The sequence below is a fragment of the Massilia sp. METH4 genome (assembly GCF_037094685.1).
Lineage (GTDB): Bacteria > Pseudomonadota > Gammaproteobacteria > Burkholderiales > Burkholderiaceae_D > Rugamonas.
This window is the reverse complement of record NZ_CP146614.1, coordinates 2,917,669-2,944,577: the sequence shown is the minus strand read 5'-3', so window position 1 is coordinate 2,944,577 and position 26,909 is coordinate 2,917,669. Positions and strand designations below refer to the sequence as shown.

Here is a 26,909-nt window from a genome sequence, read left to right as displayed (position 1 = left end):
ATCGCGCCGGCGCACTGCCGCGCCAGCGCTGTTTGGTGATCAGATTATCAGCACTTTTCGCTTGCATTGCAATCGATTGCAATATGAATTTTTGCGTGTTCGTGTGGTTAAAACAACGACATTCAGACACCTACGACCGGATTACTGCAATCGATTACAAGATGTTTCGCAGGTATCAGTCATGGAGCAGTGAGCAATTTCAGCGGGGCGACCGGCCCGGTTCTTCGCCGGCGCTGGCACGCACGACGAGTTCGGTGGGCAGCTGGATCGATGGCGCGGGTTTGCCGTCGATGAGCGCCAGCAGCGAGGCCACGAGGGCGCGGCCGGCGGCGTCGACCGGCTGGCGCACGGTCGTCAACCGTGGGTGGAAATATGCGGACTGGCCGATATCGTCATAGCCGACGACGGCCACGTCTTCCGGCACGCGCCGGCCGTGGGCGCGCAGGCTGTCGATGGCCGTCATCGCCAGCAGGTCGCTGGCGGCAAACACGGCGTCATAGGCGACGCCGCGCGCCTGCAAGGTGTCGACGGCATCCTTGCCGCCGCGCGGCAGGAACGGGCACGACACCTGCAGTTGCGGGTCGGCCGCAATGCCGTGCCTTGCCAGGGCCTCGCAGAGGCCGCGGTAGCGTTGCGCCGGCTCCGGCAGTTCGACGTCGCCGAGGAAGGCGATGCGCCTGCGCCCGTGGGCAATGAGGTGTTCGGTGGCGAGCATTCCGCCGCTGACATTGTCGCTGCCCACGCAGCAATACAGCTGCCGCGGCAGCTGGGCACCCCACACGACGACCGGTACCTTGCGGGCGGCCAGCTCGTTGAGTTCCTCGTGCCGGCCCCACTGCCCCACGAGGATGATGCCGACCACGCGCCCCGAATCGTAAGGAGCGGAAGCAGCCGCGCCCAGCTCCTCGATGGGAATGCGCGAGAACAGCATGTCGAAGCCCTGCTCGGTGAGCGCATCGGCCAGGCTGCCCAGCATCGTCAGCAGGAAGGGATCGGTCAGGTTCTGGTGGCTCTTGCGGTCGAAAGGAATCAGCACGCTGACCGTGCGGTTCTGCTTCAGGCGCAGGTTTTGCGCGCCGATATTGATCGAGTACTTCAGCGAAGCGGCCAGTTCGAGGATACGGCCGCGCGTCTCGGCATTGACGAGCGGGCTGTTGTTCAGCGCCCGCGACACGGTGGCCGTGGAGACGCCCGCCAGCCGCGCGATATCGGCCATCTGCAGGCGCCGCTGCGCGCTGTCGCTCGTGGAATCGCTGGTGGAGTCGTCTTGCCGTGCTTTCGCCATCTGTGTCTTCCGCAGTGCCCCGGGGCAGGAGCGGCGATTGTATGACACGGGGGCGGAGGTGGAAAGCAACACTGCCGGCAGCGCGCCCAGCAATCGCGCCACGGTGGTGTAAGCTCTCGTTTCAAACGGTTGGGGCGTGCGCCCCGCCGGCAACCGCTATTGCCCGGGCCACGCCCCGGCCCACGGAATTCGCGCCATGCTCCAGGATCTCTTTCTTTTCTCGCCTCCCGCCACCGTTCCCGCCGCCGTCATCGCCGCCATCTTCGGCCTGCTGGTCGGCAGCTTCCTGAATGTCGTCATCTACCGCATGCCGAAGATGATGCAGCGCGAGTCCGACAATTACGTTGCCAGCGAATCGGGCTTGCCGCTGCCGCACACGGACCGGTTCAACCTGATGGTGCCGCGGTCAAACTGCACGCATTGCGGGCACCAGATCCGCGCGATCGAGAACATCCCGGTGTTCAGCTGGCTCGTACTACGCGGCAAATGCAGCAGCTGCGGCACGCCGATCTCGGCGCGCTACCCCATCATCGAGGCACTGACGGCGGCGCTCTCCGCCGCGCTGGTGTGGCAGTTCGGCAGCGGCTGGACGGGCCTGGCCACCCTGCTGTTCGCCTACCTGCTCATCGCGATGACCTTCATCGACTACGACACCAAGCTGTTGCCGGACGATCTCACCTACCCGCTGCTGTGGGCCGGCCTGCTCGTGAACCTGAACGGCACCTTCGTGCCGTTGGCGGACGCGGTGATCGGCGCGGCGGCCGGCTACCTGGTGCTGTGGGCCGTCTACTGGCTGTTCAAGCTGTTGACCGGGAAGGAAGGCATGGGCTACGGCGACTTCAAGCTGCTGGCCGCGCTGGGCGCGTGGCTGGGCTGGATGATGCTGCCGACGATTATCCTGCTGTCCTCCCTGGTGGGCGCCGTGGTCGGCATCTGCCTGATCGTGTTCGCGAAACGGGGCCGCGACAATCCGATCCCGTTCGGGCCCTACCTGGCCACGGCTGGCCTGATCGCGCTGCTGTTCGGGCCGGAGATCTCCGCCTTCACGAGCGGCTTCCTGGGCGGCGCATGAGCGATGTGAAGCGGCGTTTTACTGTCGGGCTGACGGGCGGCATCGGCAGCGGCAAGAGCGCGGTCGCCCGGCTGTTCGCCCAGCGGGGCGTAGACATCGTGGACACCGACCAGATCGCCCGCAACCTCACGGGCCCGCACGGCGCCGCGATGCCGGCGCTGCTGGCCGAGTTCGGCGCCGACTTTGCCGACGCGCAGGGCGCCCTCGACCGCGCCAGGATGCGCGCGCTCGTGTTCACGGTGCCGGATGCGAAGCGCCGCCTGGAAGGCATCCTGCACCCCATGATCCGCGATGCCGTGTTCGCCGAAAGCCTGCTGGGCACGGGGCCCTACGTGATCTTCGACATTCCGCTGCTCGTCGAGTCGGGCACGTGGAAGGAGCGCGTGGGGCGTGTGCTCGTCGTGGATTGCCCGGAAGAGGTGCAGCTCGCGCGGGTGGTGGCGCGCAACGGCCTGCCGCAAGCCCAGGTGCGCGCGATCATGGCCGCGCAGGTACCGCGGCAGGTGCGGCTCGCGGCCGCCGACGATGTCATCGACAACGGCGGCGCGCTCGACGCGCTGGCTCCTCAGGTGGACCGCTTGCATGCAATTTACTTAACGATGGCTGAAGAAGAAGTCAGAAACAATTAACAACGTTTGTATTTTTGCCTCGCATGGTTCAGAATCACGGGCATATTTCAGGTCCACCCACGAGGGATTCACTTTGATCGTTTATGAATATCCTTTCACCGAGCGCATTCGCACGCTGTTGCGCCTGGAGGACCTGTACGAGAAGTTCAAGTTTTTCCTGAACCAGGAACACCCGCTGCAGCACCATGTGGCGCTCGCCACGATCTTCGACATGCTCGAAGTGGCTGGCCGCGCCGACTTGAAATCGGACCTGCTGCAGGAAATCGAGCGCCAGAAGCAGACCTTGCTGGGCTACCGATCCAACCCCGCCGTGCAAACCGAGATGCTCGACGCGATCCTCGAGGAGCTCGACAGCGTGTCGGCCGCGCTGGTCGCGTCGCAGGGCAAGACGGGCCAGAACGTGCGCGAGAATGAATGGCTGATGAGCATTCGCGGCCGCACGATCATTCCCGGCGGCGCCTGCGAATTCGACCTGCCCTCGTATTACGCCTGGCAGCAGCGCCCGTTCGAGCAGCGCTATGCCGACATCGCCAACTGGTTCGGCCCGCTCGTGCCCCTGTTCGACGCGCTGGGCCTCGTGCTGCGCCTGCTGCGCAATTCCGGCGCGCCGAAGAAGATGATCGCCAATGCCGGCAGCTACCAGCAGATGCTGCAGGGTAAGGTGTACCAGATGCTGCGGCTGACCGTCGACGAATCGCTGGGTGCAATCCCGGAAATCTCGGCCAACAAATACATGCTGTGGGTACGCTTCACCACGCAAGGCGGCGACTGCAAGCCCAAGCCGCTGGAAGACGACGTGCCCTTCGAACTGACCCTCTGTAATTTCTGAACATGCCAACCGTTGTCGACTGCCCCACCTGCGGCAAGAAAGTGGAGTGGAGCGAGAAAAACAAGTACCGCCCCTTCTGTTCCGAACGCTGCAAGCAAATCGACCTGGGCGCCTGGGCCGAGGAAAAATATACGATCCCCGGCAACGTTCCTACCGACCCGCTCGAAGAAGACAAGCAGTAGAGATGCCTGGTGCCAGATGCCTGGTGTCAGACACTTTTTCGCCTGCGAAAAAGTGTCTGACACCGGTTTTCCAATGAGGCACCTCGGGAGAAAACCGGTGTCGCACACGTTTTTCCGCGGTGAGGCCGCGGAAAAACATGTTCGACACCATGCCCCGATAGCCCCTCTCAGCCGGCCAGCAAAGTTGCCTCAAAAATGGGGACAGACCCCATTTTCTGAGAAACGTTTCCTGGAAAATGGGGTACGTCCCCATTTTCCAGGAAACATTTCCAGCAAATCGGAGCGTGTCACCGGTTTTTCAGCAACGGTCGATCCACTGGAGCAAAGGGATCGTGGCAGGCAGTAAAGGTTCCACACCGACTTCTCCCTGCCATGCGAAGGCCTGGCCCTCGAGGCTTTGCGGTTCGCCGCGCCATTCGCGGCTGATGAAGAAGTGCAGCCGCACGTGCGCGTGTTCGTACACGTGCTCCACGCCGCACCACTCTTCGGCGCTGATCACCTCGATGCCCAGCTCTTCCATGAACTCGCGTTGCAGCGCCTGGAAAATGGTCTCGCCCGGGTCCACTTTCCCGCCGGGGAATTCCCAGTAGCCCGCGTACGGCTTGCCCGCCGGGCGCTGGCCCAGCAGCACGTCGCCGTTCGGTTTCATCAGGATGCCGACCGCCACGTCGATCGGCTTCTTTACTTCCGTCATGCCGGAGTTCCGCTCATCTTGCCGGCGTGGTCGCGGGCGAACTGCCATGCCACGCGGCCCGAGCGGGACCCGCGTTGCAGCGCCCAGCGCAGCGCGTCGCCGCGCGCTTCCTCGATCTGCGCCGGCGTGCAGCCGAAGGTGGACAGCCAGTGCGCCACGATGGCCAGGTAATCGTCCTGCTTGAACGGGTAGAACGACAGCCACAGCCCGAAGCGCTCGGACAGCGAAATCTTTTCCTCGACCGTTTCGCCCGGATGCAGGTCGCCATCCTCGTCGTGGCGATAGCTGGTGTTGTCGGACATGCGCTCGGGCAGCAGGTGCCGGCGGTTCGACGTGGCGTAGATGAGCACATTGTCCGACTGCGCGGTGACGGAACCGTCCAGCGCCACTTTCAGTGCCTTGTAGCCGCTCTCGCCCTCCTCGAACGACAGGTCGTCGCAGAACACCACGAAGCGCTCGGGGCGGCCCGCCACCAGGTCGATGATGTCGGGCAGGTCGGCGAGATCGGCCTTGTCCACCTCGATCAGCCGCAGCCCACGGTCGGCGAAGCCGTTCAGGCAAGCCTTGATCAGCGACGATTTTCCCGTGCCGCGCGCGCCCGTCAGCAGCACGTTGTTGGCCGGGCGGCCTTCCACGAACTGCCGCGTGTTCTGCTCGATCGCGGCCTTCTGGTTCGCCACGTTATGCAAATCGTCCAGCGTGATCTTCGATGCGTGAGCGACCGGTTGCAGCCAACCGGCGCTGTAGCCACCGAAGCCGCCGCCGCGCTTGCGCCAGCGGAAAGCGAATGCCGCGTTCCAGTCCGGCGCCGGCACGGCCGGCGGCAGCAATGCTTCCACGCGGGCCAGCACGCTTTCGGCCCGCTGCAGGAATTCTTCCAGGCCCGCCATCAGGAACGATAATCCGCGTTGATCGACACGTAGTCGTGCGACAGGTCGCAGGTATACACGGTGGCGGCAGCATCGCCGCGCGCCAGCTTTACGCGCACCGTGATCTCGCTCTGCTTCATCACGCGCTGGCCGTCTTCTTCCTTGTAGTCCGGGTTGCGCCCGCCGTCCTTGGCCACCCACACGTCGTCCAGCCACAGGTTGATCTTCGATACGTCCAGGTCGTCCACGCCGGCGTAGCCGATGGCGGCCAGGATGCGGCCCAGGTTCGGGTCGGAGGCGAAGAACGCCGTCTTCACCAGCGGCGAGTGGCCGATCGAGTAGGCGATCTTGCGGCACTCCTCCGTGGAATTGCCCTCTTCCACCGTGATGGTGATGAACTTCGTGGCGCCCTCGCCGTCACGGATGATGGCCTGGGCCAGGAACACGGACAGTTCCGTAACGGCAGCCGCCAGCTCGCGGTATTCCGGCGAGTCCACCGAGTTCACTTCCAGCGTGCCCGCGCCGGTGGCGACCAGCATGAACGAGTCGTTGGTCGAGGTGTCGCCATCGATCGTGATGCAGTTGAACGACTTGTCGGCCGCTTCCTTCACCAGCACGTCCAGCACCGGCTGGGCCACCTTGGCATCGAATGCCAGGTAGCCCAGCATCGTGGCCATGTTCGGCTTGATCATGCCGGCGCCCTTGCTGATGCCGGTCAGCGTGACCGTGTGGCCGGCAATGGTGACGGTGCGCGAGCCTGCCTTCGGCTGCGTATCGGTCGTCATGATCGCTTCGGCCGCGTTGAACCAGTTGTCGGCCTTCAGGTTCTGTACGGCGGCGGGCAGGCCGGCCTTGATCTTCGCGACCGGCAGCGGTTCAAGGATCACGCCGGTGGAGAACGGCAGCACCTGCTGGGCGTCGATGCCGAGTTCGGCCGCCAGCGCCTCGCAAGTGGCGCGGGCGTTGGCCATGCCGGCCTCGCCGGTACCGGCATTGGCATTGCCCGTGTTGACGAGCAGCGCGCGAATCGGCTTGCCGCCGGCCTTCACGGCGGTGAGGTTTTCCTTGGAGATTTGCACGGGTGCCGCGCAGAAACGGTTCAGCGTGAACACGCCGGACACCGTGGCCCCCTCGGCCAGCTTCATCACCAGCACATCCTTGCGGTTCGGTTTCTTGATCCCGGCTTGGGCGTAGCCGATTTCGATACCGGCGACGGGTTTCAGGTCAGCGGCGACAGGAATGGGGGAATTGACGGCCATGTGTTGTTCTCGTGCGGGTTGATGAAATCACTATTGTAATCCCTGTCGCAACAAGGCATCGCCCGGGGCGAAAACCTTTTGCGCACTGGCAAACATGTCTTTCTCGCACAAAAAATGTCCCGGTCGTTCACAAAAAGCGACAGTAACTTTCATGTTTAGTATCTTTCGGGAAATAAAACTTGTTCCTGATCGGCAATATCCCATAAGGTAGACACCGCATGCACATGCCGTGCGTCAACCGCTCCCCCACCTTCGCAGCGGTCCGCGGCCTGCACCCCTACACAACATTCGGATTGGATTCCTCGAGCATGAAAATGAAACTGTCAGCAGCAACCGTGCTGGGCGCCCTGTGCCTGATGCAGGCAAGCGCCGCCAATGCCGTCACGATCGGTGACGGCAACCTCAACATCACCGGCTTCGGCACCCTGGCCGCCGCCAAGAGCAACACGGAAGACGCGCGCTTCACCCGCGCCAACCAGCGCGAAGGCACGGCCGGCACGAGCACGATCGGCCTCGACTCGAACCTGGGCCTGCAGGCAACCTATACGTTCTCGGACAAGCTCTCCGCCACTACGCAGATCCTGTCGCGCAAGTCGACCGGCGACAGCTTCACGACCGAACTGGCATGGGCATTCGTCAAGTACAAGGTCAGCGATGAAGTGGCAGTGCGCGTCGGCCGCGTGGCGGTACCCGGCTTCCTGATCTCCGACTACCAGAACGTCGGCTACGCGAATACGATGATGCGCCCGCCGGTGGAAATGTACGGCCAGATGATCATCGATAACGTCGACGGCCTGGACGTGAACTGGCAGCACAGCTTCGGCGACACCAACGTGACGGCACAAGCGTTCGGCGGCATCTCGCGCGGCAAGTCCTACGTGTCGGCAGACCGTTCGGACCCGCGCTACCAGGCACCCTCCGCCGGCTTCGCGATCGCTGCCGAGCATGGCCCTGTCACCGTGCGCTTCGCCCACATGCAGGGCAAGCTGAAGGCCACCGACGTCAAGCCGATCAACACGCTGACCAAGACGCTGACCACGGTGGGCTTCGGCCAGCTGGCCAACGACATCACGATCGCCGACTACAAGCGCGTTGCGTTCACCTCGGTGGGCCTGCTGGCCGACTGGAACAATATCGTGGTGCAGTCCGAATTCGGCATGCGCCGCGCCAAGGAGCCGGTCTACCTGGCTGACGGCAATGCCTGGTACACGATGGTGGGCTACCGCTTCGGCAAGGTGCTGCCGTACTTCGCCCACGCCAAGTATGACGGCAAGGGTTCGAACGTTTCCGCGCCGGCCACCCTGGCACGCATCCCGACGCTGAATGCCACCGTGAAGAACATCCTCGCCCCGAGCAGCCAGTCGTCCGACCTGATCGGCGTGCGCTGGGACTTCGCCAAGTCCGCCGCGCTGAAGGTGCAGGTCGACCGCGTGAAGCCGGGTGCCAAGAACGGCTACCTGTCCGACGTGACCCCGGCCGGCGTCGGCAAGAAAGTCACCGTCATCGCCGCAGGCGTGGACTTCGTGTTCTAAGGAGCGACCATGAAAAAAGTACTGTCTTCCCTGATCTTCGCCGCCTTCGCGACGGCAACCGCCTCGGCATCGGCCGAGATCGTGGTGATCGTCAGCGCCAAGAACCCGGCCACGCGCATGTTCTCCGAACAGGCGGCCCAGTTCTTCCTCGGCAAATCGACGATGTTCACGCCGATCGACCAGGCCGACGGCTCGGCGATCCGCAACGACTTCTACAAGAAGGTGGCGGACAAGGACGCGGCCCAGGTGAAAGCGATCTGGTCGAAGCTGGTCTTCACCGGCAAGGCCCAGGCACCGAAGGAATTCAAGACGAGCGCCGAGGTGAAGAAAGCCGTTGCGGACGATCCGAAGGCCATCAGCTACATCGACAAGTCGGCCGTGGACGATACCGTCAAGGTTATCCTGACGCTGCAGTAAGCTGCTTTACGCGGCAACGCGAAGCCCGGCCAGGTGCCGGGCTTTTTATTGCCTGGAAAATGGGGACGTACCCCATTTTCCAGGCAATATTTCATAGTATCAAGAGTTGGGTCAGGACGTGCCGCGCCGGTCAATCGATGGCAAGCGACTCGAAGAACCGGCCTTTGCGGGCCATCGATTTTGCCTCGCTCTTCCTGGAAGTGACTATGCCGAGCATGAAGGTCCCGCCGGGTATTCGCACCAGCATCGAGTGAAAGATCATGCCACCCGGCTGCACGCTTCGCGTGTAAACAGCCGGCCTTCCCTTGAAATCCAGTTTCTCGCAATCGGGCCTCGCGATGGTTTCGTCGAAGGTGCCGAACATCGATGCGTTCGTACCGAACGGCTCGAAGACGGCCATGAATGTCGAACCCAGGCTATCGGCCGAGCGCAACATCGCACCTCGCGCTCCGGCACCGCCTTCGGTGGCGCTGACGTAGGGACCTGGCATGTCGACCGAAAATCCGCCATCGATGGAATGGGCACGATGCCAGCCGTCGCCGAGCGGCTTTTCGCCGGTCGATCCGGTGATTTCCAACTGCTTGGGCTGTGGCAACTGCGGCAGCGGCGATTCGACCGGTTCGACAAAGAAAATACGCCGTGCCGGCGATACCGCGTGCCAGGAACCATAGAAACGCAGCCGCTTTCCTTCCACCTTGCCGCCTTGCGCCAGCTTGACGACGGAGGGATGCGGGCAACTGTCCAGTGGCAGCGTAGCCGTCCTGTAAAGCTTGGCCGGAACCTTTTCGCTCACGAGCGCGGTGTTCTCGACAACGAAGAGGGGTTCGCGGTTGCCGGACATGAGTGCCACCACGCGCACATCCGCCTCGATGATCCAGTCTGCCTTTTGCGCCGCCGTTGGCGCATCGGTTACCTGCCCTATGCAGCCCTTGGACGCAGCAGCAGTACTGCCCGCACTGCAAGCCAGCAGCAGCGCGAGGATGCTTATTTGATTGAACATGACGATCGGTAGTAAGAAAAAAAACCGGGGCAGCGCCCCGGTTCTTCATCAAGCCAGCTTGCCGTGGCAAGCCTTGTACTTTTTGCCGCTGCCGCATGGGCACGGATCGTTGCGGCCGACCTTCGGCCCGATCTGCACCGTCGCTTCCGGCATGCCGGCCGGCTGGGCGGTCGGTGCCAGCAGTTCTTCCGGCGCCGCGTTCGGGTTGAAGTCGGCGTGCTGGTAGTGGACGTTCTCCACGTGCGTGGCGGCCAGCGCGGCTTCGGCCGCTTCGACTTCCTCGCGCGACTGGATGCGCACCGTCATCACCTGGCGCACCACCTCGTTCTTGATCAGGTCCAGCATCTGGGCGAACAGTTCGAACGCCTCGCGCTTGTATTCCTGCTTCGGGTTCTTCTGCGCGTAGCCGCGCAGGTGAATGCCCTGGCGCAGGTGATCCAGCGCGGCCAGGTGTTCGCGCCAGTGGCTGTCCACGCTTTGCAGCATCACGCTGCGCTCGAAGCCGCCGAACGCTTCCTTGCCGACGATGGCGATCTTGGCGTTGTATTGCTCGTCCGCCGCGGCGAGCACGCGCTCGACCAGGTCTTCGTCGGTGAGGTTCGATTCCTTCTCCAGCATCTCCGTCAGCGGCAGGTTGATCTGCCACTCGGCGGCCAGCGTGGCCTGCAGGGCCGGCACATCCCACTGCTCTTCGACGGATTCCTGCGGCACGTACTGGCGCACCAGCTCGGTGAACACGCCGTGGCGCAGGTTCTGGATCATTTCCGAAATCTCGGTCGCTTCCAGCAGCTCGTTACGCTGCTGGTAGATCACCTTGCGCTGGTCGTTGGCCACGTCGTCGTATTCGAGCAGCTGCTTGCGGATGTCGAAGTTGCGGGCCTCGACCTTGCGCTGCGCCGATTCGATCGAGCGGGTGACGATGCCCGCCTCGATCGGCTCGCCTTCCGGCATCTTCAGGCGGTCCATGATCGCGCGCACGCGGTCGCCGGCGAAGATGCGCAGCAGCGGATCGTCCAGCGACAGGTAGAAGCGCGAGGAGCCCGGGTCGCCCTGGCGGCCGGAACGGCCACGCAGCTGGTTGTCCACCCGGCGCGATTCATGGCGCTCGGTGCCGATGATGTGCAGGCCGCCGGCCGCCACCACCTGCTCGTGCAGCGCCTGCCAGCCGTCGCGCAGTTTCTGCGCCTGGGCCGCCTTTTCCGCGTCGGAGAGGTTCGGGTCCGCCTCCACGAACTGGATCTGCTTCTCGACATTGCCGCCCAGGACGATATCGGTACCACGGCCCGCCATGTTGGTGGCGATCGTGATCGCCTTCGGCGATCCCGCCTGGGCGATGATTTCCGCTTCGCGGGCGTGCTGTTTCGCGTTCAGCACGTTGTGCGGCAGCTTGGCCTTGTCGAGGATCGATGCCAGCAGCTCGGAGTTCTCGATCGACGTGGTACCCACCAGCACCGGCTGGCCGCGCTCGTAGCAGTCGCGGATGTCGGTCACCATCGCCTGGTATTTTTCCTGCGCCGACTTGTATACCTGGTCCTGGCGGTCCTTGCGCTGGGACGGGCGGTTCGGCGGGATCACCACGGTCTCGAGGCCGTAGATTTCCTGGAATTCGAATGCTTCCGTATCGGCGGTACCGGTCATGCCGGCCAGCTTGCCGTACATGCGGAAGTAGTTCTGGAACGTGATCGAGGCCAGCGTCTGGTTCTCGTTCTGGATCTTCACGCCTTCCTTCGCTTCCACGGCCTGGTGCAGGCCGTCGGACCAGCGGCGGCCCGTCATCATGCGGCCCGTGAATTCGTCGACGATCACCACTTCGCCGTTCTGCACCACGTAGTGCTGGTCCTTGTGGTACAGCGCGTGCGCGCGCAGCGCGGCATACAGGTGGTGCACCAGCGTGATGTTGGCGGAGTCGTACAGCGAGGCGCCTTCCGGCAGCAGGCCCATCTTCGTGAGGATGGCCTCGGCCTTTTCATGGCCGGCTTCCGTCAGCAGCACCTGGTGCGACTTCTCGTCCTTCGTGTAGTCGCCCGGCACTTCGACCTTGCCCTTGCCGTCCGGCTTGTCCTCGCCGATCTGCAGCGTCAGCAGCTTGGGCACTTCATTGATCTTGTGGTACAGGTCCGTATGGTTCTCGGCCTGGCCGGAAATGATGAGCGGGGTGCGCGCTTCGTCGATCAGGATCGAGTCCACTTCGTCGACGATCGCGTAGTTCAGGCCGCGCTGCACGCGATCGCGGATATCGAACACCATGTTGTCGCGCAGGTAGTCGAAGCCGAACTCGTTGTTGGTGCCGTAAGTGATGTCGGCCGCGTAGGCCTGCTGCTTGATCGAATGCTCCATCTGCCCCAGGTTGACGCCCGTGGTCAGGCCCAGCCAGCGGTACAGCTTGCCCATCGTCTCGGCGTCGCGCTGGGCCAGGTAATCGTTGACGGTCACGATGTGCACGCCCTTGCCGGACAGCGCGTTCAGGTAGGCCGGCAAGGTTGCCGTCAGCGTCTTGCCCTCGCCGGTGCGCATCTCGGCGATTTTCCCGTAATGCAGCACCATGCCGCCAAGCAGCTGCACGTCGAAATGGCGCATCTTGAAGACGCGCTTCGAGGCTTCGCGGCACACCGCGAAGGCTTCGACCAGCAGATCGTCCAACGCCTCGCCGTTCGCGACGCGTTCCTTGAAGGCGGGCGTTTTCGCCTGCAATTCGGCGTCCGAGAGCTTTTCGTACTCGGGTTCGAGAGCGTTGATCGCTTTGACGGTTTTTTGGTATTGCTTGAGCAGCCGTTGGTTACGGCTGCCGAAAATCGCGGTCAGTAAGGACATGCTTGAATTCTTGAATAAACGCCGTTAAAAAAAGCTCGCTTCGCGACCTCGCCCAAAGCCTATGGCAAAAGACCATGATTTTAGCACGGGGGTACATTGGGATGGCCGCGGGTAAGACAATAGCCGGAAGGGAAATATTAACATTTGGCAGCATTCTGCCTCGCGCCGCACCTCCGGCAATGCTGCGCGCAAGGCGCGGCTATGCTATGTTTCGCGCATGCGATCCAACTCCTTCGACTACACTCGCCAGAGCCGGACGGCCGTCGAAGCCACCGACTTCCTGCGCCGTCATGACCGCCTCGCGGCGCTGTTGCCGGCCGTGCAACGCATGGCGAGGCTGCAACAGGATTGCGCCAAGGTTTTACCGACAGCCTTCAAGTTTTGCGACATCATTTCCTTCGAGGCCGGCCAACTCGTGCTGTCGACACCGAACGCATCGGTCGCCGCCAAGCTTAAACAGCAATTGCCAAAACTGCAAGAAGCACTCGCCCAAAAAGGGTGGCAGATCGACAACATCCGCCTGAAGGTGCAGATGATGAAGGCGATGTCCACGCCGCCCGTCGAGCGGCGCCAGCTGGTCATTCCCGACGTGGGCGTGGAATCTTTCGCCCAGCTGTCCGAAACACTCGAACAGACCAAGCAGAATGCGCCGCTGATCGCGGCGCTGAAGAACCTCGTGGCGCACCGCCGCTAGGGCAGCGCCGATTCATGCAAGGCAGCGCCGATTCATGCAAGGCAGCGCCGATTCATTTGCCGTGGATGCGAGTAGTCCACCAAACGCTGGCACGTTTTCGCCGGCTAGGCATCGCCGCCGCGAACAGATCGGCGCTTCCTGAACCATTACGCGGTTCCGATCAGAGCCGCCCCTCCTCCAGCAAGGCACGGGTGCGCTTCAATGTCGACAGCAACGCCGTGCGGTAGCCGCCGTCGCTATCCATCCAGGCCTGTTCGGCCTGCTCCTCGGACCCGCCCGGCGCCTTGCCGCGCAAGCCAAGGTAGCAGTAGAAGCGCAGGTGCAGCTCCCCCGCCTCATTCTCGAACAATTCATTGACGATCACGCCTTCGCGCGGGCCGGCGACCTGGAAGAACGATACCTTGCGTTCCGGTTCGAAGCTGATGATTTCGCGCAGTGCATCGCCGGCGATGGTGGCGTCGCGCACGATGTGCGTGGCGCTTTCCTCCACCACGTCGCATTGCGCGCACAGGCCCGGCGGCAGGAACAGCCGGGCGTCGCGCGCCTTCATCACGAGGCCGGCCCAGGCCTGGGCGCGGGTCAATGGAACTTCTCCCGCCGGGTTCACCGGCACGGTTGCGGTCGAATAGATCATGGCATGCTCCTTTCAGGCCGCGGCGGTTGCCGCGAATTCACGGTAGGTGGTCAGCTCGCGGCCCAGCAGCCCGGTAAGGCGCTCCACGTCGCCCGGCTCGGGAAGCATGCCGTCGCCCTGGAAGCGCTCGCTCATCAGGCGCATGTCGTAGGCCATCCAGCCCGGCATCACGTAGCGCAGGTTGTGTTCGAAGGGGCCGGTGTCATCGCCGCCGTAGGCCACCGGCCGCCCCAGCACTTCCGACCAGATGGCGGCCACCTGCGTGCCGGCCAGCGTGTCGGGGCCGACGAGATTGATGCGCTCGAGCGGCAGTGGGCCGGCGGCCAGCTCGCGGCGCAGCAGCTCGATGGCGGCGATTTCACCGATGTCGCGTGCCGCGATCATCGCCAGCCCACGGCTGCCGATCGGCATCGGGTACACGCCGTGTTCGAGGATCGTCGCCCTGATCGCGGCATCGTTATCCATGAAATAGGCGGGCCGCAGGATCGTGGCGGAAAAACCCATTCGCTCGATCATGCGCTCCACGCCGTACTTGCCGGCGAAGTGCGGCACGTTCACGTACAGGTCGCTGTGGATCACGGACAGGTAGACAACGCGTTCGACGCCCGCCTCGCGCGCCACGTTCAGCGCTACCAGCGCCTGGGTGAATTCGTCCGGCACGACGGCATTGAGCAGGAACAGCGTGGACACGCCGTCGAAGGCGCGGCGCAGCGCGTCGACATCGAGCAGGTCGCCCTGCGCGATGTCCACCCCTGCGGGGAAAGCGGCCTTGGCGGGGTCGCGGACGAGCGCGCGCACGTCGGCGTGGCGCTGGACGAGTTGTTTGACGACGTGGCGGCCGATGGTGCCGGTGGCACCGGTAACGAGGATGGTCATGTTGGATACTCCGTAGTGGTTGGAAGACAGGACCATGGTAGATGTCCCATCGTCGACCCGATAGACGGTATATTTAGACTCACCGTCTCACTAATGGAACACTTATGGATATCCTGGCTTTGATCGATTTCAACCTCGTGGCCCGGCACGGCGGGTTCGGCCGCGCGGCGCGGGCCAGTGGCCGGCCGAAAGCAACCCTGTCGCGCCGCGTGGCGGAACTGGAAGCGAACCTGGGCTTGCGCCTTTTCGAGCGGGGCGCGCGGCTGCCCAAGCTCACGCAGGAAGGCCGGGCGCTGCACGAGCGCACGGCGGCGCTGCTGACCGAGATCGATGAAACGGCGGCGGCGCTCGCCTCCGGCGGCGAACGGCCGCGCGGCCGGCTGCGCATCAGCGCCCCGCTGCTGTTCTCTCAGACGGCGATGGGCAAGCTGGCGGCAGGCTTCGCGCTGAGGCATCCGGAAGTGCGGCTCGAGGTGACGACGGAAGACCGGCCGGTGGACATGGTCGAGGAAGGCTACGACCTGGTGATCCGGGTAAATCCAGCGCCCGACGCGGGGCTGGTGGGCCGCATCTTCCTGCGCGACCGCATGGTCATCGTGGCCGGCCCGGCGCAGGCGCGGCCCATGGATGGTACCCCGGTGCCGGCCGTGGTGCGCGGACCGGGCGGCGGGCCCGAGACCTGGCCGATGAAGGAGGCAGCGCCGCTCACGGCGGTGCCGGTGCTGTCGCTATCGACGCTGGTGATGGTGCGCGACGCCGTGCGGGCGGGCGCCGGCGCGGCGCGGCTGCCGGTGTCGCTGGTCGGCCATGACCTGGCTGCCGGCAGGCTGGTGCAATGGGGCGAGGTGGGGGGGCCGGAGATCGCGCTGTGGGCGCTGTATCCGTCGCGCAGGTTGTTGAGCGCGCGCGTGTTGGCCTTCCTCGACTACCTTCGCGAAGCGTTTCCGAACGGGACGCCGGACGAACTGGCGGCCCACCTGAACGCCTGAAACGTCAGTTGTACGCCCACTCCTGCTCGAGCTGGCGCGCATAGGATGGCGGCGCCTCTTCGAGGGAGTCGTAGGTGACGTATTCGTACGCGTCGGGATTGGCCTGCAATTCGCGCAGCAGCTTGTTGTTCAGCGCATGGCCGGACTTGTGCGCCTCGTACGCGCAGATCAGCGGGTGGCCGATCACGTACAGGTCGCCGATCGCATCGAGGATCTTGTGGCGCACGAATTCGTCATCGTAGCGCAGGCCGTCGGGATTCAGGATGCGGTATTCGTCCATCACGATCGCGTTTTCCAGCGAGCCGCCGCGCGCCAGGCCGATCCCGCGCAGCATCTCGACGTCCTGCATGAAGCCGAACGTGCGCGCGCGCGCCACGGCCTGGATATACGACTGGCTGCCGAAATCGATCTGCGCGCGCTGCGCGGTACCGTCCACCGCGGGGTGGTTGAATTCGATGAAGAAGTCCAGCTTGAAACCGTTGTGCGGTACCAGCCGCGCCCACTTCTCGTTGGCGCCCTGCCCTTCGCGCACCTCGATCTGCTTCTTGATGCGGATAAATTTCTTCGGCGCGTTCTGCTCTTCGAGGCCGGCCTGCTGCAGCAGGAAGACGAACGACGACGCCGAACCGTCCATGATCGGGATTTCCTCGGCCGTCACGTCGATATACAGGTTGTCGATGCCCAAACCAGCGCAGGCGGACATCAGGTGCTCGATCGTCGACACGCGTGCGCCGTCGCGGATCATCACGGTGGCCATGCGGGTATCGCCGATTTCCAGAGGGCCGACGGGGAAGACGACCGGCGGCTTCAGGTCGACGCGCGAAAAAATGATGCCCGTGTCGGGCGGGGCCGGGCGCAGGGTCAGTTCGACCTTGGTGCCGGAGTGCACGCCGACACCCGTGGTGCGGACTTGTTCTTTGATGGTACGTTGTTTCAGCATTTCACGATTATATCGGCTTTCCCGGGCCCGCGTTCCCTCTGCAAAAAGGGATAAAACCAAGACAACATGCGGGTTTCAGGGGTGTTCCGCCTCGCTGTGCACCGCCTCGCGGCGCACCAGGTAGATGCCGCTGCCGATGATGATCGCAGCCCCTACCAGGGTCCACTGGTCGGGCAGCGTATTCCACAGCACCCAGTCGATCGCCACGCCCCAGGCCAGCGCCGTGTATTCGAACGGCGCCACGATCGAAGCCTTGCCCATGCTGAACGCCTTGGTGATCGCCAGCTGGCCGAGGAAGCCGGAGAAGGCCAGCGTGACGATCACGCCCCAGTCGTCCCAGCGCAGCGGCACCCACCCCGGCCACGCCAGCGGCAGCGCGCCCCCGCCGATCATCACGAGCATCCAGAACATGATCTGCTCGCTCGAGTCGGTGCGCGACAGGATGCGGCTCGCGATGGCGGACACTGCATAGCAGGCGGCCGAGCCAAGGATCGCCAGGCCTGCAACGGAAATGAAGCTGGTGCCCTCGGGCCGCAGCACGACCAGCACGCCGACGAGGCCCACGCCGATCGCCAGCCACTGCATGCCGTCGACCTTCTCCTTCAGGATGAATACCGACAGCGCCGTGATCAGCGCGGGAGCGATGAAGAACACCGAGTAGGTTTCCGCCAGCGGCAGCGACTTCAAGCCGTAGGCGAACAAGGTCAGCATGCCGATGCCCAGCGCCCCGCGCAGCAGGTGCAGCGGCCAGCTCACCTTGAAGATGCCGCGAAAGGCGCCGCGGTACGCGACGTAGGCGCAGACCAGCGGCATCGATGAAAAGGCGCGCAATACCGTCACCTGCATGGCCGGGTAATGGGCCGAGAGCAGCTTCATGGCGGTATCCATGATGGAAAACATCGCCACGGCGATGACCATCGCGTAAATGCTGTGCAGGTTTTCCTTGGCTGGCTGTTTCAAGGCGGGCTCTTGTCTGCGGTATTGTCGGGCGCATATTGTATCCGCCTCGCCAGCGTTGAACCGTGCGCGTGAACGGCGGGGTATGATATTCGAATGACCACGCCCGCCGCCAAATCCAAATCCCCTCCCCTCTTCGAAGTGCATGATTCGCCCATCCACGGCAAGGGCGTTTTTGCCCGCCGGAAGATCGCGGCCGGTACCCGCATCATCGAGTACACCGGCGAAATCGTCGACTGGGATGAAACCTGCCGCCGCACCGCCGCGAAGGGCGGGCCGATCAACCATACATTCTTTTTCACGCTGAACAACGGCTTGCTGATCGACGGCGGTGCCGGCGGCAACGAGTCGCGCTTCATCAACCATTCGTGCGACCCGAACTGCGAAGCGATCGAGGAAGACGACCGCGTGTACATCCACGCGTCGCGCGATATCGATAAAGGCGAGGAATTGCGCTACAACTATGGCCTCATCTACGACGAGCGCCATACCCCTGCCGTGAAAAAAGCCTTTGCCTGCCACTGCGGCGCGCCTGAATGCACGGGCATCATGCTGGCGCCCAAGAAGCGCAGCCGCGCGAAGAAATCCGCGGCGTAGGCGTTTTGCGGAAACAACCAAAAACGGCCCGGCGGGGGATAGCCCGCAGGGCCAAAAAACCGGCGCTGTTGCGCCGGTCCCCTTGGCCTGATGGGGCTTGCGGTCAGAACTTGTAGTTCACGCCGAACAGTACGGTGCGGCCATACTTCGCGTATTCCAGCTGGCGATCCTTGCGGTTCGCATAGGTTTCATACGCGGCATTGTTCAGGTTATTCACCTGCAGCAGCACACCGAGACCCTTGAAGCGGCCCTCGTTGAAGGTGTAACCCACCTGCGCGTCGAACGTGGGCGCATCGTGCACGAAGCGCAGCTGGCGATCGCCGGCGAAATTGCCGATCTCGCCCACATAGTCGGAGCGGCGCCGGCCGCTGACGCGCGTCGAGAAGCCCGCCTTTTCATAATAGAGCGTGACGTTCGAGACATTGCGGGACAAGCCCGGCAGCTGGATCTTGCCGATCGCGGAATTGACTTCCTTGATGTCGATGCCGCTTTCCGTCCAGGACGAGCTGGCCAGCACGCCGAAGCCATCCAGCGCCGGCGTCAGCAGCTCCAGCGGCACCGACACGGTCAGCTCGACACCCTTCAGGATACCGCCATCGCCGTTGTACGACGTGGTGTACTGCCCGAAGTTGGAAATGGCGTTGGTGCCGGGCGTGAACTCCGAAAAGTCGCGCGTTTCCGAGAAGGTGTAGATGTACGTGTCCAGCTTCTTGTAGAAACCGGCCAGTGCCACATAGCCCTTCTTGTCGAAGTACTTTTCATAGGAAATATCGAATGCCTTGGCGCGCCATGGATCGAGCTTGCTGTTGCCGCCGCTGCCGTTCGGCAGCCGGGTACCGCTGGCCACGCTGAAGTTGAAGCCCGCGTTGAGCTGGTCCACGCGCGGGCGGGCGATCTGCTTCGCCAGCGAGAGGCGCAGGGTCTGGCTGTCGTCCAGGCCAATGGCGAGGTTCATGCTCGGCAGCACGTCGGTGTACTTCTTGCCGCTTTCGATCGGGTGGGCGACGCCTGCCGCGTCGGCATACAGCGATTCCGACGACTGGTCGGTGCGGATGACCTGCACGCCGATATTGCCGCGCACGGAATAGCCTTTGATGTCGCTGTCGATATTGGCGCGGGCGAAGGCCGTGGTGATCTTCTCGGTGACGTCCCACGCCCGGCTGATCGTGCCGGCATTGTTCGCCAGGCTGTAGTTGATCGGGTCGAAGTATTTGGCGATCACGGCTGGCACATTCCACGACGGCACAATGCCCGCGCCGGCGAACCCAAGGTCGACCGGGGCATACAGCAGATCGCTGGAGATCGTCGGCGTTCCCTTGGCGAACAGCTGGCCTTCGGGCTGGCGCTTGGTCTTGGTGCGGTCGCTGTAGTTGACGCCGACATCGAAGCCGCCCAGGTAGTTCTCCAGCGCTGCCGGTGCCGGCAGGGTTGCGGCAACCTTCAGGCTCGCCAGCCGGTCCTTCAGGTGCGGCGAATAGGTCTTGCCATAGCCATAGATCGAATTGCCCGTATGCAGGATGGCCGGGTTGCTGTAGTCGAGCTGGCCGGACAGATGTGCGAACTGCCCGGTGCGCCACCCCACCGTCATCAGCGGATCGTTGAACGCGCCACCGTCGGCGGTCTGCAGTTGCAGGTTGTTCTCCAGGTACGTCTCGTCGCGCCTGGCCTGCGAATAGTTGGCGTCCACGACCAGCGACCAGTCGCCGAAGTTGAACCGGTTGCCCCAGCCGGCCGTGCGGATGCGGTCTTCGCGGTGGTTGTTCTGGCCGCGCACCAGCGGGTAGGCGCCCGTGGCGGTACCGCCGATCAGCGTGTTGTCGACGATCGTGGTGCTCGTGTAGTTGAAGCCCGCAGGGTTGTTGGAGCCGTTGTAGCCGCCGAGATTGACTTCGAACTGGTTGTTCGTGTCGACCTGCTTGAAGTTCGACGCGAAGACATCGAGGGTACTGGTCCACATGCGGCTCGGGCGGTACTCCAGCACGCCGATCACGCCGGTGCGGGTCAGCCGGCCGCTTTTCGCCAGCGCCTTGACCCCGGCCGTGACATAGGTGCCCGCCGGCACGCCGGAAATGCGCGTCTGGTCGAACGGCTCGTAGGTGCCCGTTTCATTGTCCAGGATCGGCGATTCCAGGTGCGCCACGCCCAGCGCCACGCCGATCGTGCGGTTGGCGAATTGGTCGATGTAGCTGGCACTGACGCGATGGCCATGGTCTTTCGCATTGGCGATCTTGCCCAGCGAGTTTTTCTCGCCCCGCACATTGAATGAAATGGTGCGGCCGGGGAACGACAGGGGCCGCACGGTCTGCATGTCGATCGTGCCGGACAGGCCCTGGCCCACCAGCCCCGCATCGGGTGTCTTGTGCACGGTGACCGCGCTCAACAGCTCCGACGGGTACTGGTCGAATTCCACGCTGCGGTTGTCACCGGTGCTCACCTGCTCGCGGCCATTGAGCAGCGTGGTGGCGAAGTCCGGCGACAGGCCGCGCACGCTGATCACCTGTGCCCGCCCGGCCACGCGCTGGGCGGCCAGGCCCGGCAGGCGCGCGATCGATTCGGCGATGCTCGTGTCGGGCAGCTTGCCGATATCTTCGGCAGAAATGGACTCCACGATGGACGTGGAATCCTTTTTTACGGATATGGCGTCTTCGATGCCGCGGCGGATGCCCGATACCTTCACCTGGGCAATGGTGCCCTCGGCAGTGCTGGTTGTGGTGGACGTGGCGGCGGCCGAAGCAGCCGCATCCTGGCCCAGCGCGGGAGCGCTCAGTATCGACAGGAGCACCGCGCAGGCGGTGGCAATGGGGTGCAGCGGGAAGGAAGGGTATGGAATGCGTGGTGGTGCCTGGACGTGCATTGATTGTCTCCAATGGTGAGCGAAAAGAGTCGCCGTGGCCACGCTCTGTCGGCGTTTTAACCGTTTTGTAGCAAAACTAGATTTTGCTTGACGAAACTGTATCAAAAATAAAGCTCATGTACGCAAAAAAGCGCGTCGTTTTTCCCTTGGAGTCGTGGTAGTTGTATTTTGGCTACGAAAAAAGAAACATCTGGTGTACCCCGACTACATTCTGTCTTGTAGTCATACGCGGTGCCTAGCTGAGTGTGACCATGGCGTGCTTGGCGCGCGCCGTGGTCGACGGGAGAAGCCCTGTCGCTCCAATAGCGGATGGGCTGGAGGATGCGGAACTGCGCACTGCCCAGATCCGATCTTGGGGGCGCAACGGCCGAGGGTGGCCTTACCGCCCGGCAGACGCAGCGCCTGTCATGGGCGCGCGATCGTAGCAGGCGCGGCGGCCATCTCGGCTGAGCGTGCACAACGCGCGGTGGCCCGGATTGGACGAGGTGCTCTAGAACTCCGCAGGGAAAATTGGCACTGCGCAAACTACAGTACCTTCTTGACAATTGCCGTATTGATAACTGGACGCGATCGATATAGTCGCGCCGTCATCAAGATCAATTCACGGAGGATTTATGTCGATTTGCCAGCACTGCGGCACGCATTTCATCACGAGTGCACTGTGCACCACTTGCCGTCCCACCCCCGCCGTCCCGCTCGAATATGCCGCGCCGCAGAAACTGCCGCTTGTCTGGCGAGACAAATTCATGGCGATCGACCGGGCCGGCGGCGTCGAACTGCCGAAGCTGGACCAGCTGCCCGTCATCGCCCGCATTCGCATCCGTTGCAATGTGTTTGCACTGCTGTTCGGATTCGTCTACTACCTTTGCAAAGGCATGGTAAAGCGTGGCATCGCGCTGACCGCCCTGCTCGTCGCCATGACGCTCGTATTCCTGTGGTGCGCCGAACGGTTGAATGTGCCGCCTGAGCTGGCCCAGAACATGGCCGCGGCCCTCTCCGCGATCGTGTATGCGTGGCGCGCGAATCTGGATTACTACAAGCATGCCGTGCTCGGCGACGACAGCTGGTGGTAGACCGCGCATTGTCCCTGTTTTCCCCCTTTTCCCCGGTGCGGCCGGGGCTTTTTTGCTTTGTGTCTCATACCAGCATGGAATCGAGCGAGGAATTGCATCAGCGCAATATCCATGGTGCGCAAGACCTTATCCTGTATGTCGAAGCGTCGAGCTGGTCGGCGCGAACGTCGGGAGCCTTCCATGCATGCCTGCGAAAATTGCGGTATCTCGGCAGACCACGTCTCCGGTTGCTTCAGCTGTAATCACAAGTTGCCCCCGTCGCTCGACGAACTGCCTTTGGTCTGGAAAAACCGCTTCGCTCTGATCGAACGGGCAGGCGGCTCCACGCGAGCCAACATGCTTATTCTTCCGTTCGATGACAGATTGAGGGCGGGCTTCAACATCTGGGCGTTTCTGTTCGGGGCACTCTACTTTCTGGCAAAGGGAATGTGGCGGCGCGCATTATCGTATACGCTCACTGTGGTGGCGATTTCGATAATTTTCACCGTGTATTTTGGGTCTAATGAAGTAGGTAAACGGCGGCCAAACCCTGTGAACCTTGGAGGAGCAGTCTTTTTCTCCATCATGGCAAATCGGTCCTACTACAAACACAAGGTCCTCAATGACCGCGGCTGGTGGTAACCAATAAAAAAGCCGCGCAATGCGCGGCCTTGCCTTCGACTCAGTCTGCTTACAGCTGGCCCAGCAGCGTCTCCGCGTTCGACACCTCGAACTTGCCGCCCTGCTCGATGTTCAGCTGCTTGACGACACCATCCTCGACCAGCATCGAGTAGCGCTGCGAGCGGGTACCCATGCCGAATTTCGAGAAATCGGCATCCAGGCCCAGCGCCTTCGTGAAGGCGGCGTTACCGTCGGCCATCATGCGCACGATGCCGGTGGACTTCTGTTCGCGGCCCCAGGCGCCCATCACGAACGCGTCGTTCACGGCGATGCACCAGATCTCGTCCACGCCCTTGGCCTTGAACTCTTCCGCGTGCTGCACGAAGCCGGGCACGTGCTTGGCCGAGCAGGTGGGCGTGTAGGCGCCCGGCAGGCCGAAGATCGCGATCTTCTTGCCCTTGACGAGGTCTTGCACGTTGAACGTGTTGGGGCCCAGCGAGCAGGCTTCGGTTTCGACTTCGATGTATTCGGACAGCGTGCCTTCCGGCAGGGTATCGCCGATTTTGATGGTCATGTTCGTACTCCTCACTCAAGCAGAAAAACTAGGCGAAAAAAAACCGCCGCGGGCAGCTACCCGAGGCGGCAGCTCCGGCAGTATGCCAGAGCGCGAGCGAACCCGCTCGAAAGCGCCGGCCCCTCTCACGTAGGCCGGCGAAGACGGAGCCCGCGAGGACTCCGCGAATCCAATCCGATCAGTCGGCCTGCTTGCGCAGGAAGGCCGGGATGTCGTAGGTTTCCATGCCGTTCTTTTCCATCGCGCGCACCTGCTCGGAAGCCGATTCGCGGCGCCATACGGCCGGCGCCTTCATGCCTTCGAACGAGTGGCCGCCGGCCACGCCCGCGCCCATCGTCACGGAACCGGTGGCACCGGCCAGGCCAGCCTGCGGGTTCAAAGGGTTGTTGTGGGTGCCCGTGCGCAGCATCTGCTGCGGCACCAACTGCACGTGCTTCTTGTTCTTGCCCAGGCCCGTGGCCACCACGGTGACGCGGATCGCATCGCCCATCGAATCGTCGTAAGCGATGCCCTGTGCGATCGATGCGTCCGGCGCGGCGAAGGCGCGCACGGCAGCCATGACTTCCTTGATTTCCTTGCCCTTCAGGCCACGGCTCGCGGTCACGTTGACCAGCACGCCGCGCGCGCCGGACAGGTCGATGCCGTCCAGCAGCGGCGATGCCACGGCCTGTTCCGCGGCGATGCGCGCGCGGTCCACGCCGGAAGCGACGGCGGTGCCCATCATGGCCTTGCCCTGCTCGCCCATGATCGTCTTCACGTCGTTGAAGTCGACGTTGATGTGGCCCGGCACGTTGATGATCTCGGCGATGCCGGCGACCGCGTTGTTCAGCACGTCGTCGGCATGCTGCAGCCATTCGATCAGCGATTCATCCTCGTAGATCTCTTCGAGCTTCTCGTTCAGGATCACGATCAGCGAGTCGACGTTCTGCGACAGCTGCTCCAGGCCTTCTTCGGCGATCTCCATGCACTTCTGGCCTTCGTGCGAGAACGGCTTGGAGACCACGGCCACGGTCAGCGCGCCCAGCGACTTCGCCACTTCCGCGACGATCGGGGCGGCGCCGGTGCCGGTGCCGCCGCCCATGCCGGCGGCGATGAACACCATGTGCGCACCGCGCAGCGCATCCTCGATGCGGTTGCGCGATTCCTCGGCCAGCTTGCGGCCGACGTCGGGCTTCATGCCCGCGCCCAGGCCGGTCTCGCCGATCTGGATGATGTTGTCGGCCTTGGAAGCCGACAACGCCTGGGCATCCGTATTGGCGGCGATGAATTCCACGCCGCTCATGCCCTTGTTGATCATGTGCTGCACCGCGTTACCGCCCGCGCCGCCCACACCGACCACTTTGATCACCGTTCCCAGTGATGCGTTATCGACCATATCGAACTCCATGATGTGCTCCTAGAAGAAGAATGCGCCCTTCAATTGCCAGCCCTTGCTTATCGGTAGAAGGACCGGGCTTGACGACCGCGAATATTTTAAAATTACTCGACCCTGGTTTCTACTGTGTCCTCAGAAATTCCCGAGGAACCATTCCTTCATGCGTTGCCAGACCGCCTTCACGGACCCGTCCTGGCGCGTCACGATGTGCCCGCGCAGATACTGCTTCTTCGCCTCCAGCAGCAGGCCGAGCACGGTGGCGTAGCGGGGGCTGCGCACCACGTCGGCCAGCTGGCCGCGATAGTCCGGCGTGCCGAGGCGCGCCGGTTTCAGGAAGATGTCCTCCGCCATTTCGACCATGCCTGGCATGATCGAGGAGCCGCCGGTCAGCACGATGCCGGACGAGAGCACGCCCTCGTATCCGGACTCGCGCACCACCTGGTGCACCATGGCGAACAGTTCCTCCACGCGCGGCTCGATGACGGCAGCCAGCGCCTGGCGGGACAGGTTGCGGGGGCCGCGGTCGCCCAGGCCCGGCACTTCCAGGTGTTCACCCGGATCCGCCAGTACCTGCTTTGCCACGCCGTAGCGGATCTTAATTTCCTCCGCTTCGGACGTGGGCGTCCGCAAGGCCATCGCGATGTCGTTGGTGATCTGGTCACCGGCGATCGGGATCACTGCCGTATGGCGGATCGCGCCGTCCGAGAACACTGCAACGTCGGTGGTGCCGCCGCCGATATCGATCAGCACTACACCCAATTCCTTTTCGTCCGGCGTGAGCACGGCATCCGCGGATGCCATCGGCTGCAGGATCAGGTCCGAGACCTCGAGCCCGCAGCGCCGCACGCACTTGACGATGTTTTGCACGGCGCTCACCGCGCCCGTGACGATATGTACTTTCACCTCCAGCCGGATGCCGCTCATGCCGATCGGCTCGCGCACGTCTTCCTGGCTGTCCACGATGAATTCCTGCGGCACGGTGTGCAGCAGCTGCTGATCAGTGGGGATGTTAACCGCCTTGGCCGTTTCGATGACGCGCGCCACGTCGGTGGCCGTGACCTCCTTTTCCTTGATCGCCACCATGCCGCTCGAATTGAAGCTGCGGATATGGCTGCCCGCGATGCCCGCATACACATTGCGGATCTTGCAGTCGGCCATCAGCTCCGCTTCCTCGAGGGCACGCTGGATGGATTCCACGGTCGCTTCGATGTTCACCACCACGCCCTTCTTGAGGCCCTTCGATTCGTGCTGTCCCAGCCCGATCACTTCGTGGCGGCCATCGCCCATCACCTCGGCCACCACGGCCACCACCTTCGAGGTGCCGATGTCGAGGCCGACGATCAGGTTTTTCGCGTCTTTTGTCATTATCTGCTCGTATGTATTCGTTGTACTACTTGGCCTACTTCTTCTTTTCGGCCGGTATCTTCAATCCAGTTGCCGACAGCGCCAGGCCGTTCTGGTAGCGCATATCGATCGTTTCGATATCGGGCACGCGCGCAGCCAGCTGCGGCCACACCGACACCAGGCGCGCCACGCGCTCCTTCAGCATCGTGGGCGTCTGCTCGCGGCCCAGCGCCACCACGGCACCGTTGTCCAGCGTGACCGTCCACGCATAGCGGCCCGACAGGGCCAGCCCCGCCGGCACCAGCTTCGCCGGCGCGAACCACTTGCGCAGCTCGGCATAGCGCGACAGCACTTCCTTCTCGCTGCCATCCGGTCCGGAGAACTGCGGCAGCTCGTGATCCTCTTCGGCCTCGGCCAGGTTGGCCGTAAACACATCGCCCTTCACCGACAGCAGCCGGCCATCCTCGCCCCAGGTACCCAGCGCCTCGTGCTCTTCCACTTCCACGATCAGCTGGTTCGGCCATTCGCGCCGCACCGTGGCGCGGCGCACCCACGGCACCGCCTCGAACACCTGGCGCACCTGTTCCAGGTTCGCCGTGAAGAAGTTGCCGCGGATGCGCCCCTGCGTGCCGTTCCTCAGCGTGAGCAGGTTTACGTGCCGCAGTTCGGCGCGCTCCATCGCTTCCACGCGGATCGTGCGCAGGTCGAAGATCGGCCGGTGCGCGATCCACCAGATGCCGGCGGCGACGCAAACGCCAAACACCAGCGCGAAGATCGTGCTGGCGGTTGCGTTCAAGGCTTTCGCGTCGTGCCACATTGCTGT

General features: G+C 63.4%; 26 protein-coding genes. 11 read left to right on the top strand and 15 right to left on the bottom strand.

What is annotated here, in order from left to right; translation table 11 throughout:
- Positions 1-199: 199 nt before the first annotated feature.
- The gene (locus tag V6Z91_RS13080) at positions 200-1,285 is read right to left on the bottom strand and encodes a LacI family DNA-binding transcriptional regulator (RefSeq protein ID WP_338770919.1); all 1,086 of its coding nucleotides are present in this window, start codon (positions 1,283-1,285) and stop codon (positions 200-202) included.
- A gap of 196 nt (positions 1,286-1,481) precedes the next feature.
- Between V6Z91_RS13080 and V6Z91_RS13075 the strand changes: the two genes are divergently transcribed.
- From V6Z91_RS13075 to yacG, 4 genes are all read left to right on the top strand, one after another.
- A complete protein-coding gene (locus tag V6Z91_RS13075; RefSeq protein ID WP_338770917.1) occupies positions 1,482-2,357 on the top strand; it encodes an A24 family peptidase in 876 nt (291 codons plus the stop codon).
- Complete coding sequence (coaE, locus tag V6Z91_RS13070) at positions 2,354-2,986, top strand: dephospho-CoA kinase (protein WP_338770915.1); 633 nt, start codon at positions 2,354-2,356, stop codon at positions 2,984-2,986. The genes V6Z91_RS13075 and coaE overlap by 4 nt, the downstream gene beginning before the upstream one ends.
- 73 nt (positions 2,987-3,059) lie before the next feature.
- Positions 3,060-3,815, top strand: coding sequence for a cell division protein ZapD (gene zapD / locus V6Z91_RS13065; protein ID WP_338770913.1), 756 nt, complete (start codon positions 3,060-3,062; stop codon positions 3,813-3,815).
- Between the two features lie 2 nt (positions 3,816-3,817).
- Positions 3,818-3,997, top strand: coding sequence for a DNA gyrase inhibitor YacG (gene yacG / locus V6Z91_RS13060; RefSeq protein ID WP_338770911.1), 180 nt, complete (start codon positions 3,818-3,820; stop codon positions 3,995-3,997).
- Between the two features lie 298 nt (positions 3,998-4,295).
- Here yacG and mutT read toward each other — a convergent pair whose 3' ends face one another.
- The 3 genes from mutT to argJ are packed head-to-tail and all read right to left on the bottom strand — an operon-like array spanning position 4,296 to position 6,819.
- Entirely contained in the window at positions 4,296-4,691 is a 396-nt protein-coding gene (gene mutT, locus V6Z91_RS13055; RefSeq protein WP_338770909.1) for an 8-oxo-dGTP diphosphatase MutT, read from the bottom strand.
- Entirely contained in the window at positions 4,688-5,581 is an 894-nt protein-coding gene (locus V6Z91_RS13050; protein WP_338770907.1) for an ATP-binding protein, read from the bottom strand. Before V6Z91_RS13050 ends, mutT begins: the two co-directional genes overlap by 4 nt.
- Complete coding sequence (gene argJ, locus V6Z91_RS13045; RefSeq protein ID WP_338770905.1) at positions 5,581-6,819, bottom strand: bifunctional glutamate N-acetyltransferase/amino-acid acetyltransferase ArgJ; 1,239 nt, start codon at positions 6,817-6,819, stop codon at positions 5,581-5,583. Before argJ ends, V6Z91_RS13050 begins: the two co-directional genes overlap by 1 nt.
- A 314-nt stretch (positions 6,820-7,133) precedes the next feature.
- Here argJ and V6Z91_RS13040 point away from each other — a divergent pair, with 314 nt between their 5' ends.
- Together V6Z91_RS13040 and V6Z91_RS13035 are read left to right on the top strand one after the other, a co-directional pair.
- Positions 7,134-8,351, top strand: coding sequence for a hypothetical protein (locus V6Z91_RS13040; protein WP_338770903.1), 1,218 nt, complete (start codon positions 7,134-7,136; stop codon positions 8,349-8,351).
- A gap of 9 nt (positions 8,352-8,360) precedes the next feature.
- Complete coding sequence (locus tag V6Z91_RS13035) at positions 8,361-8,768, top strand: hypothetical protein (protein ID WP_338770902.1); 408 nt, start codon at positions 8,361-8,363, stop codon at positions 8,766-8,768.
- Positions 8,769-8,898: 130 nt separating this feature from the next.
- Here the strand turns inward: V6Z91_RS13035 and V6Z91_RS13030 are convergent, their stop codons facing one another.
- Both V6Z91_RS13030 and secA read right to left on the bottom strand, forming a co-directional pair.
- Positions 8,899-9,768 carry a hypothetical protein gene (locus V6Z91_RS13030; protein ID WP_338770901.1) on the bottom strand — a complete coding sequence of 290 codons (870 nt, stop codon included), beginning with the start codon at positions 9,766-9,768 and terminating at the stop codon, positions 8,899-8,901.
- 48 nt (positions 9,769-9,816) lie between these two features.
- Complete coding sequence (gene secA / locus V6Z91_RS13025; RefSeq protein WP_338770899.1) at positions 9,817-12,579, bottom strand: preprotein translocase subunit SecA; 2,763 nt, start codon at positions 12,577-12,579, stop codon at positions 9,817-9,819.
- A gap of 217 nt (positions 12,580-12,796) precedes the next feature.
- Here secA and V6Z91_RS13020 point away from each other — a divergent pair, with 217 nt between their 5' ends.
- On the top strand, positions 12,797-13,273 hold the full coding sequence (locus V6Z91_RS13020; protein ID WP_338770898.1) for a DciA family protein: 477 nt from the start codon (positions 12,797-12,799) through the stop codon (positions 13,271-13,273).
- A gap of 160 nt (positions 13,274-13,433) precedes the next feature.
- Here the strand turns inward: V6Z91_RS13020 and V6Z91_RS13015 are convergent, their stop codons facing one another.
- Together V6Z91_RS13015 and V6Z91_RS13010 are read right to left on the bottom strand one after the other, a co-directional pair.
- Complete coding sequence (locus V6Z91_RS13015) at positions 13,434-13,907, bottom strand: AtaL-like protein (protein ID WP_338770896.1); 474 nt, start codon at positions 13,905-13,907, stop codon at positions 13,434-13,436.
- A 12-nt stretch (positions 13,908-13,919) separates the two neighbouring features.
- Positions 13,920-14,783 carry an NmrA/HSCARG family protein gene (locus tag V6Z91_RS13010; protein ID WP_338770895.1) on the bottom strand — a complete coding sequence of 288 codons (864 nt, stop codon included), beginning with the start codon at positions 14,781-14,783 and terminating at the stop codon, positions 13,920-13,922.
- 104 nt (positions 14,784-14,887) lie between these two features.
- Here V6Z91_RS13010 and V6Z91_RS13005 point away from each other — a divergent pair, with 104 nt between their 5' ends.
- Positions 14,888-15,772, top strand: a complete 885-nt coding sequence (locus V6Z91_RS13005) for a LysR substrate-binding domain-containing protein (protein ID WP_338770894.1) — start codon at positions 14,888-14,890, stop codon at positions 15,770-15,772.
- 4 nt (positions 15,773-15,776) lie between these two features.
- On the opposite strand, the gene lpxC is transcribed toward V6Z91_RS13005, so the two are convergent.
- The gene (lpxC, locus tag V6Z91_RS13000) at positions 15,777-16,712 is read right to left on the bottom strand and encodes a UDP-3-O-acyl-N-acetylglucosamine deacetylase (protein WP_338770892.1); all 936 of its coding nucleotides are present in this window, start codon (positions 16,710-16,712) and stop codon (positions 15,777-15,779) included.
- 75 nt (positions 16,713-16,787) lie between these two features.
- Positions 16,788-17,630 (bottom strand): DMT family transporter, encoded by an 843-nt coding sequence (locus V6Z91_RS12995; protein WP_338771821.1) that lies wholly within the window; start codon positions 17,628-17,630, stop codon positions 16,788-16,790.
- Between the two features lie 135 nt (positions 17,631-17,765).
- On the opposite strand from V6Z91_RS12995, the gene V6Z91_RS12990 reads away from it, so the two are divergent.
- Positions 17,766-18,266, top strand: coding sequence for an SET domain-containing protein (locus V6Z91_RS12990; RefSeq protein WP_338770891.1), 501 nt, complete (start codon positions 17,766-17,768; stop codon positions 18,264-18,266).
- A gap of 103 nt (positions 18,267-18,369) precedes the next feature.
- Here the strand turns inward: V6Z91_RS12990 and V6Z91_RS12985 are convergent, their stop codons facing one another.
- On the bottom strand, positions 18,370-21,120 hold the full coding sequence (locus V6Z91_RS12985; protein WP_338770890.1) for a TonB-dependent receptor: 2,751 nt from the start codon (positions 21,118-21,120) through the stop codon (positions 18,370-18,372).
- A gap of 746 nt (positions 21,121-21,866) precedes the next feature.
- On the opposite strand from V6Z91_RS12985, the gene V6Z91_RS12980 reads away from it, so the two are divergent.
- Both V6Z91_RS12980 and V6Z91_RS12975 read left to right on the top strand, forming a co-directional pair.
- On the top strand, positions 21,867-22,193 hold the full coding sequence (locus tag V6Z91_RS12980) for a DUF2628 domain-containing protein (protein WP_338770889.1): 327 nt from the start codon (positions 21,867-21,869) through the stop codon (positions 22,191-22,193).
- Positions 22,194-22,373: 180 nt separating this feature from the next.
- Positions 22,374-22,814 (top strand): DUF2628 domain-containing protein, encoded by a 441-nt coding sequence (locus V6Z91_RS12975; protein ID WP_338770888.1) that lies wholly within the window; start codon positions 22,374-22,376, stop codon positions 22,812-22,814.
- Positions 22,815-22,863: 49 nt separating this feature from the next.
- On the opposite strand, the gene V6Z91_RS12970 is transcribed toward V6Z91_RS12975, so the two are convergent.
- From V6Z91_RS12970 to V6Z91_RS12955, 4 genes are all read right to left on the bottom strand, one after another.
- On the bottom strand, positions 22,864-23,367 hold the full coding sequence (locus V6Z91_RS12970) for a peroxiredoxin (RefSeq protein WP_338770887.1): 504 nt from the start codon (positions 23,365-23,367) through the stop codon (positions 22,864-22,866).
- Positions 23,368-23,545: 178 nt separating this feature from the next.
- Complete coding sequence (gene ftsZ / locus V6Z91_RS12965) at positions 23,546-24,754, bottom strand: cell division protein FtsZ (protein WP_338770886.1); 1,209 nt, start codon at positions 24,752-24,754, stop codon at positions 23,546-23,548.
- A gap of 120 nt (positions 24,755-24,874) precedes the next feature.
- Positions 24,875-26,107 carry a cell division protein FtsA gene (ftsA, locus tag V6Z91_RS12960; protein WP_131147587.1) on the bottom strand — a complete coding sequence of 411 codons (1,233 nt, stop codon included), beginning with the start codon at positions 26,105-26,107 and terminating at the stop codon, positions 24,875-24,877.
- A gap of 34 nt (positions 26,108-26,141) precedes the next feature.
- Positions 26,142-26,903, bottom strand: coding sequence for a cell division protein FtsQ/DivIB (locus V6Z91_RS12955; protein ID WP_338770885.1), 762 nt, complete (start codon positions 26,901-26,903; stop codon positions 26,142-26,144).
- Between the last annotated feature and the right edge of the window lie 6 nt (positions 26,904-26,909).

Bases quoted from the DNA above. Each gene is read 5' to 3' on its own strand.
- V6Z91_RS13080 (WP_338770919.1), bottom strand. From the start codon at position 1,285: ATGGCGAAAGCACGGCAAGACGACTCCACCAGCGATTCCACGAGCGAC.
- V6Z91_RS13075 (WP_338770917.1), top strand. From the start codon at position 1,482: ATGCTCCAGGATCTCTTTCTTTTCTCGCCTCCCGCCACCGTTCCCGCC.
- coaE (WP_338770915.1), top strand. From the start codon at position 2,354: ATGAGCGATGTGAAGCGGCGTTTTACTGTCGGGCTGACGGGCGGCATC.
- yacG (WP_338770911.1), top strand. From the start codon at position 3,818: ATGCCAACCGTTGTCGACTGCCCCACCTGCGGCAAGAAAGTGGAGTGG.
- mutT (WP_338770909.1), bottom strand. From the start codon at position 4,691: ATGACGGAAGTAAAGAAGCCGATCGACGTGGCGGTCGGCATCCTGATG.
- V6Z91_RS13050 (WP_338770907.1), bottom strand. From the start codon at position 5,581: ATGGCGGGCCTGGAAGAATTCCTGCAGCGGGCCGAAAGCGTGCTGGCC.
- argJ (WP_338770905.1), bottom strand. From the start codon at position 6,819: ATGGCCGTCAATTCCCCCATTCCTGTCGCCGCTGACCTGAAACCCGTC.
- V6Z91_RS13040 (WP_338770903.1), top strand. From the start codon at position 7,134: ATGAAACTGTCAGCAGCAACCGTGCTGGGCGCCCTGTGCCTGATGCAG.
- V6Z91_RS13035 (WP_338770902.1), top strand. From the start codon at position 8,361: ATGAAAAAAGTACTGTCTTCCCTGATCTTCGCCGCCTTCGCGACGGCA.
- V6Z91_RS13030 (WP_338770901.1), bottom strand. From the start codon at position 9,768: ATGTTCAATCAAATAAGCATCCTCGCGCTGCTGCTGGCTTGCAGTGCG.
- secA (WP_338770899.1), bottom strand. From the start codon at position 12,579: ATGTCCTTACTGACCGCGATTTTCGGCAGCCGTAACCAACGGCTGCTC.
- V6Z91_RS13020 (WP_338770898.1), top strand. From the start codon at position 12,797: ATGCGATCCAACTCCTTCGACTACACTCGCCAGAGCCGGACGGCCGTC.
- V6Z91_RS13015 (WP_338770896.1), bottom strand. From the start codon at position 13,907: ATGATCTATTCGACCGCAACCGTGCCGGTGAACCCGGCGGGAGAAGTT.
- V6Z91_RS13010 (WP_338770895.1), bottom strand. From the start codon at position 14,783: ATGACCATCCTCGTTACCGGTGCCACCGGCACCATCGGCCGCCACGTC.
- V6Z91_RS13005 (WP_338770894.1), top strand. From the start codon at position 14,888: ATGGATATCCTGGCTTTGATCGATTTCAACCTCGTGGCCCGGCACGGC.
- lpxC (WP_338770892.1), bottom strand. From the start codon at position 16,712: ATGCTGAAACAACGTACCATCAAAGAACAAGTCCGCACCACGGGTGTC.
- V6Z91_RS12995 (WP_338771821.1), bottom strand. From the start codon at position 17,630: ATGGTCATCGCCGTGGCGATGTTTTCCATCATGGATACCGCCATGAAG.
- V6Z91_RS12990 (WP_338770891.1), top strand. From the start codon at position 17,766: ATGACCACGCCCGCCGCCAAATCCAAATCCCCTCCCCTCTTCGAAGTG.
- V6Z91_RS12985 (WP_338770890.1), bottom strand. From the start codon at position 21,120: ATGCACGTCCAGGCACCACCACGCATTCCATACCCTTCCTTCCCGCTG.
- V6Z91_RS12980 (WP_338770889.1), top strand. From the start codon at position 21,867: ATGGCGATCGACCGGGCCGGCGGCGTCGAACTGCCGAAGCTGGACCAG.
- V6Z91_RS12975 (WP_338770888.1), top strand. From the start codon at position 22,374: ATGCATGCCTGCGAAAATTGCGGTATCTCGGCAGACCACGTCTCCGGT.
- V6Z91_RS12970 (WP_338770887.1), bottom strand. From the start codon at position 23,367: ATGACCATCAAAATCGGCGATACCCTGCCGGAAGGCACGCTGTCCGAA.
- ftsZ (WP_338770886.1), bottom strand. From the start codon at position 24,754: ATGGAGTTCGATATGGTCGATAACGCATCACTGGGAACGGTGATCAAA.
- ftsA (WP_131147587.1), bottom strand. From the start codon at position 26,107: ATGACAAAAGACGCGAAAAACCTGATCGTCGGCCTCGACATCGGCACC.
- V6Z91_RS12955 (WP_338770885.1), bottom strand. From the start codon at position 26,903: ATGTGGCACGACGCGAAAGCCTTGAACGCAACCGCCAGCACGATCTTC.